At 61.6% G+C, this 5704-nt stretch carries 8 protein-coding genes; 4 read left to right on the forward strand and 4 right to left on the reverse strand.

Going from position 1 to position 5704, the window contains the following annotated elements; translation table 11 throughout:
* From VMA74_RS12425 to VMA74_RS12440, 4 genes are all read left to right on the forward strand, one after another.
* Nucleotides 1–476, forward strand: a 476-nt coding sequence (locus VMA74_RS12425; protein ID WP_325367376.1) for a fimbrial protein, incomplete at its 5' end; no start/stop codon positions are given.
* Between the two features lie 9 nt (nt 477–485).
* Nucleotides 486–1025, forward strand: coding sequence for a fimbrial protein (locus VMA74_RS12430; RefSeq protein ID WP_325367378.1), 540 nt, complete (start codon nt 486–488; stop codon nt 1023–1025).
* Between the two features lie 80 nt (nt 1026–1105).
* Nucleotides 1106–1885 (forward strand): fimbria/pilus periplasmic chaperone, encoded by a 780-nt coding sequence (locus tag VMA74_RS12435; protein ID WP_325367380.1) that lies wholly within the window; start codon nt 1106–1108, stop codon nt 1883–1885.
* 134 nt (nt 1886–2019) lie between these two features.
* On the forward strand, nt 2020–2784 hold the full coding sequence (locus tag VMA74_RS12440) for a fimbria/pilus periplasmic chaperone (RefSeq protein WP_325367382.1): 765 nt from the start codon (nt 2020–2022) through the stop codon (nt 2782–2784).
* 13 nt (nt 2785–2797) lie between these two features.
* On the opposite strand, the gene VMA74_RS12445 is transcribed toward VMA74_RS12440, so the two are convergent.
* The 4 genes from VMA74_RS12445 to proC form a co-directional block, all read right to left on the reverse strand.
* On the reverse strand, nt 2798–3595 hold the full coding sequence (locus VMA74_RS12445; RefSeq protein ID WP_325367390.1) for a cobalamin-binding protein: 798 nt from the start codon (nt 3593–3595) through the stop codon (nt 2798–2800).
* A 194-nt stretch (nt 3596–3789) separates the two neighbouring features.
* On the reverse strand, nt 3790–4329 hold the full coding sequence (locus tag VMA74_RS12450) for a hypothetical protein (protein WP_325367384.1): 540 nt from the start codon (nt 4327–4329) through the stop codon (nt 3790–3792).
* Between the two features lie 4 nt (nt 4330–4333).
* Nucleotides 4334–4909 (reverse strand): YggT family protein, encoded by a 576-nt coding sequence (locus VMA74_RS12455; protein WP_325367386.1) that lies wholly within the window; start codon nt 4907–4909, stop codon nt 4334–4336.
* 3 nt (nt 4910–4912) lie between these two features.
* On the reverse strand, nt 4913–5704 hold a 792-nt coding region (gene proC / locus VMA74_RS12460; protein WP_325367388.1), incomplete at its 5' end, for a pyrroline-5-carboxylate reductase.

Below are 5704 nucleotides of genomic sequence, written 5' to 3' on the forward strand. Positions count from 1 at the left end.
TGTTTGCATTGGGCTGCGGTGCGGCACTGGCGCAGGACACAGCCACTATCCACGTTGTCGGCAGCATCAACGGGGCGACCTGTTCGCTCTCCATTTCCGATGCCACCCTTACCATCGGCACCGTGCAGCAAAGCGTCTTCCACGGCATAGGCACTGCCTCGCCTACATCGAACGTCGGCACCATCGCCACGGACCCCAGTTGCACCGCTTCCACGGTCTCGATGACCTTCACTGGTACCGCCGATCCCAACGACACCACTTTGTTCGCCGTCACCGGCGGGGCGGCCGGTGTAGGCATAAAATTGGAGGGTCTTTCCAGTGCAGGATGGCAGCAAGCCATCCCCAACAGCACCGCCTCGCCCATCGTCCATCTCATTGGCGCACAGAGTTTCCGTGCTAGCTACGTACAAAGCGCCACGCCCATAGTCAACGGTGACGCCAACGCCACCATTACGGTGTTGGTCACCTATACCTGAGCATTCGACATGACACACAAGCACGTATTTTCCGCGGTCCGCTCTGCAACCCTGGCAAGCCTGTTGGTCCTTGGCAGCGGTGCGGTGCTCGCGCAAAACAACGGTGCCATCCACGTAGCCGGCGCCATCGCCGCTGGGTCGTGCAGCATCTCCACTTCCCCGGTGAACCTGGGGGAGCATTACAGCGGCGACTTCTCCAGTGGTGCCGGCACACCCACCAATTGGGTCCGCGTGCCGATTACCTCGCAGGGTTGCAGTGCCGATATCGTGACGGTGCATATGGGTTTTGATGGCGCGGCCGATACGGATAACAAAGGCCTGTTTGCCGTGGCGTCGACGCCAGGCAGCGCCCGCGGACTTGGTATCCAGTTGCAGACCGAGGATGGCAGCGTCACGGTGGTTCCCAATAGCACCACCGAGCTCGTGAACTGGACGCCCCTGGCCACCGGCGGCATCTATGCCATGCGCGCGCGTTATGTCTCGACCTTACCCAGTGTCACCCCCGGCGACGCCAACAGCACAGTCACCGTGATGCTGTCGTACAACTGAGATAGGGAGAACGCTGTGTACAGGTATTCGACAAATAGACGTCCACACCAGGCATTCTCATGTTGATCTTTGGAACCGGCATGACCGCTCGACCCTTTTCCAATCTATTGCGTGGGGTAGTGGCCGTATGTCTTGCCAGCTGGCTGTGCGCGCCGGCCCGCGCCGATGTGGTGATCAATACCACGCGCGTGATCTATCCCGCCAAGCAGAGCGAGGTCACGGTCCAACTGAACAATGACGAGAAGACCCAGCCACGCCTGGTACAGGTATGGATCGACGATGGCCACGTGGATAAAAGCCCCGCGCAGATGCAGGTGCCGTTTCAGCTGACGCCGCCGATATTTCGTCTGGACGCCGGCAAGAGCCAGACCTTGCGGATCATGTACACGCATGAGAACTATGCGGGGAAACCGCTGCCCACGGACAAAGAATCGCTGTTCTGGCTCGACGTGCTCTCCGTGCCGCCCAAGCCAGCCAATGCAGAAGGCAGGAATGTCCTGCAGTTTGCCGTTCGCACCCGCATCAAGTTTTTCTTCCGTCCTGATGGGCTTGCCGGTCGACCTGAGCAAGCGCCCTCGCAACTCACCTGGAAACTGATATCCGAAGGCGGCAAACAGGCGCTGGAAGTGCACAATCCCAGCGCTTACCACATCTCCTTTTCTCGCATTGCACTGGTCGTGGATGGCAAGGAAACGCTTAGCGAATCACCCCCCATGCTTGCTCCGGGGAGCACCGAACGCTACGTGCTCAAAGGGCTGAGCAATCCACCGCCGGCCACGGCAACCGTACGCTTTTCTGCTGTCGATGATTTTGGCAGCGCGCAGGACTATACCGCCAAGCTGGCTGCGTCTGGCTCCTGATAATCATTGCTGGTTGGGTTGGCGCCACTGTCACGGACTTCGTAAACGGTTAAGCAAATGAGGGGCGTGCTCTCACACTTCTATCGGCGCTTGACGAGGAAGCCGGTACCTTTATTCAGATCAGAGAATCGCTAATGAAAACACGCCGCCTTGTCCAAGATGCCTTCACGCTGCTTGCCATCAGCTTGGCTTGTCTGCTTGCAGCCCCGCTTCGCGCCGGTGTGTTCCTTGACTCGACGCGGGTGATTTATCCAGCGCAGGAGAGTCAAATCACCGTAAGCGTGACCAATGACGAAAAGACCTTGCCGTTGCTGGTCCAAGCCTGGATCGATGATGGCCGCGAACAGGACACACCCACCCAACTCGATGTCCCGTTTCTGTTGACCCCGCCCATGTTCCGCATGGAGCCGGGCAAGGCGCAGGCGCTGCGTATCAGTTACCTCAAAAACAAACCGCTGCCGGCTGACAAGGAGTCCGTATTCTGGCTCAACGTGCTGGAAGTGCCGCCCAAGCCCAAGGCAGCCAAAGGCGAAGAGCGCAACACCATGCAGTTGGCCTTTCGTACGCGCATCAAGTTATTTTTTCGTCCGAAAGCTCTGAAAGGCGCAGCCGCCGACGCACCGGGAAAGCTGCGCTGGACTTTGGTAACCGAAGGATCGGGGCGAGCGCTGCAAGCGGAAAACCCCAGTCCGTATTACGTATCATTCGAGAGCGTGGCGCTATCAGTCGATGGCGAGAAGATTAAAAGCGACAATCCGGCCATGATCGCGCCTGGCGCCATGCAACGCTTCCCGCTCAAGGATGTGCACCCCGCCGCTGGCTCAAAACTGGAAGTGTATTTCAGCAATATCGACGACTATGGGCGGTTTGTGGCGCATACGGCAGCGTTGATGCCATAGATACCCGGCTGACCTAAAACGGCACTTCCCCCGCCCAGTTCCGGATGATGGCATGCAGAGCATCCAACCCTTCCGTCAATGCAGCAGGCCCCGGCTGGAGAATGATCGGTGATTTGATTTCATACAGCTCACCGTTCTGCACGGCAGGTATCGCATCCCAGCCTGGTCGCGCGGATACCTGTTCCGGGCGAAAGCGCTTGCCACACCACGAGCCAAAGATGATGTCCGGCGCTTGTGCGATGACTTCGGTCGGGTCGCTGAGAATACGATGCTTGGCCAACGGCTCGGCCGCGTGCGCGGGAAAGATGTCGTCGCCGCCGGCGATATGCACCAGCTCCGAAACCCAGCGGATGCCGGTTATTTGCGGCTCGTCCCATTCCTCGAAATAGACGCGCGGCCTGCGCTTGAATGCTGTCGATCGTTGGCTGATGTCGGCGATTCGCTGTTCAAAGCCCTCGGCGAGTTGGTGTGCACGCTCTGCTGCGCCAACCAAGGCGCCCAGGCGGCGGATGTAGTCGAGTATGCCTTCGACACTGCGGTGGTTGGCGATCCACACTTCGACGCCTGCCTTGATCAGTGCTTGTGCAATATCCGCCTGGATATCGGAGAACCCGATGGCGAGATCGGGTTTCAACGCGAGGATTTTTTCCAGCTTTGCGCTGGTGAAGGCGCTGACCTTGGGTTTGTCACGGCGCGCTTCGGGCGGCCGTACGGTGAACCCGCTGATGCCGACGATGCGGTCCTGTTCGCCGAGCAGGTAAAGCGTTTCGGTCGGTTCTTCCGTGAGGCAGACGATGCGACGTGGGCCGATCATGGATCTACATTCGAATGGGCAAGGTGGGATTGTCCGACGAATGAGCGAATGAAAGCCAGGCATGGCTGTGGTGCATGTGCTTTTTCACGTAGGTTGGGGTGAGCGAAGGCGAACCCCAACAGGGCCATGCATCACCGTGACGTTGGGGTTCGGCTACGCCTCACCCCAGCCTACGCGGATTACGCGGTGGATTAGCGACGATGCGGCAGGCACGGCGCAGCGATGCGCTGCAATGCGTGGCTCTGCTTTTCATCCAGCACAAATCGCCCCATCAGCGGCGGTGTTTGCAGGTTGTTGCTGTTCTGGATCCAGGTAAGTGTCAGCCCCGGCTTGCTCAACGCGGCGACTGCGCCGGTTATCGCATTGCGCTGGCCGGGCGTCGTCGCGATACCGAATACGAACATGCCCGGACCATCCCCGCCATACCAGCCCGCTGCCGGCACCGATGCAAAGGATTGTTGCCCGACGCGCAATTCCGCACTGGGCTGATGCGATGCAGGCGCGCCAGGGCCTTCATACGCATCGAAGGGAAAGCCGGGCGCCGTATCGGCGACGAGCGCGAGCTGCAAGGACAGCGCACCGCCGTGGCCTTGCGTGCACATCAAGGTGAACCAGGCCGGATGCTCGCCGCTCGACGTGGTGACCGTGCCGTGCAGGACTACTTGCGGCGGTTCGCTTGCCCCGAGTACGCCGGATACAAGACCCAGGCACAGCAGCAAGCGCCTCTTCACGAGGCTATCCCAGCCGCGCCAGGCTTGCGCCGAAGTCGAACAATGGTGCGGCGATCAACCGCTGCGCCAGCAGCAGCACGATCACCGCCACGGTCGGCGAGAAATCGATGCTCCCGATCACCAGTTTTCCGCGCAACGGGCGCAGCAACGGTTCCACGATGGCGCCGGCCAGGCGGATCAAGGGGTTGTATGGATCGGGCGAAAACATGGTGAGCAGGGACCAGCCGAAGATCACCACGATGTAGAACAGCAGCACGAAGTCGAGCAGGTCGGCGAGCGAGAGTACCAGCAAGCCTGGCCACGCCGGCAGGAAGCCGGCCAGGACGAAAAGCACCAGGCGTTCCAGCACAAAGGTCAGCAGCAGGATCAGCAGGGCGGCGAGGTTGATGCGCCGCCAGTTCGGCAGTACGCGGCGAAGCGGCACCAACACCGGATTGGTGTAGCGATAGACGAATTGGCTGAGTGGATTGTGAAATTCCGCGCGGTTGGCTTCCGCCAGCAGTCGCACCAGGAACAGCGTGGCGATAGCGCCGAATACCACCTGGACGATGAGTGTGAAGGCGCTGAGCAGATATGACACCGATCAATCCTTGTCCAGGGCCGCGGCCAGTTCCGCGCCGCGGCGAGTGGCGGCGGCCACCGCGCGCGCCACGATGCGCGGCAGTTGGTCGGCGCTGAAGCTTTCCAGCGCCGCCTGGGTGGTGCCGTTGGGTGAGGTGACGCGCTGGCGCAGCGTCGCCGGTGCCTCGTTGCTTTCCACCAGCATGCGGCCGGCGCCCAGGCAGGTTTGGGTGGCCAGGATGCGGGCGGTGTCGCGCGGCATGCCTTGCGCCACGGCCGCCTCTTCCAGGGCTTCAACCAGGGCGAAGAAGTAGGCCGGGCCGGAGCCGGAGAGGGCGGTGACGGTGTCCATCAGCGCCTCATTGTCGATCCAGCGCGTGATGCCGACCGCATCCAGGATGTGCTGCGCCTGTTCGCGCTGTTGCGGTGTCACGCGCAGGTTGGCGCACAGGCCGGTGGCGCCGGCGCCGATCAGGGCAGGCGTATTGGGCATGCAGCGCACGATCGGCAGCAGGTTGCCGAACCAGCGTTCCAACTGGTCGATACGCACGCCTGCGGCGATCGAGATCAGCAGCGGGCGATGGCGTTGTAGCAGGTCGCGCAGCTCGGCATGGATGGCCGGCATGACTTGGGGCTTCACCGCCAGCATCAGTACGTCGGCATCCGCCGCGGCCAGCCGGTTCTCGGCCCAGGTGGCCACGCCGAAGTCGCGGCCCAGCCGTTCGCGGGTTTCGGCCTGCGGATCGGCCACGCGGATGTCGGCGGGTGCCAGGCCGGTGGCGATCAGGCCGCCGATCAGGCTGCGGGCCATGTT

It is taken from the genome of Dyella sp. (assembly GCF_035508675.1).
Taxonomy (GTDB): domain Bacteria; phylum Pseudomonadota; class Gammaproteobacteria; order Xanthomonadales; family Rhodanobacteraceae; genus Dyella_B.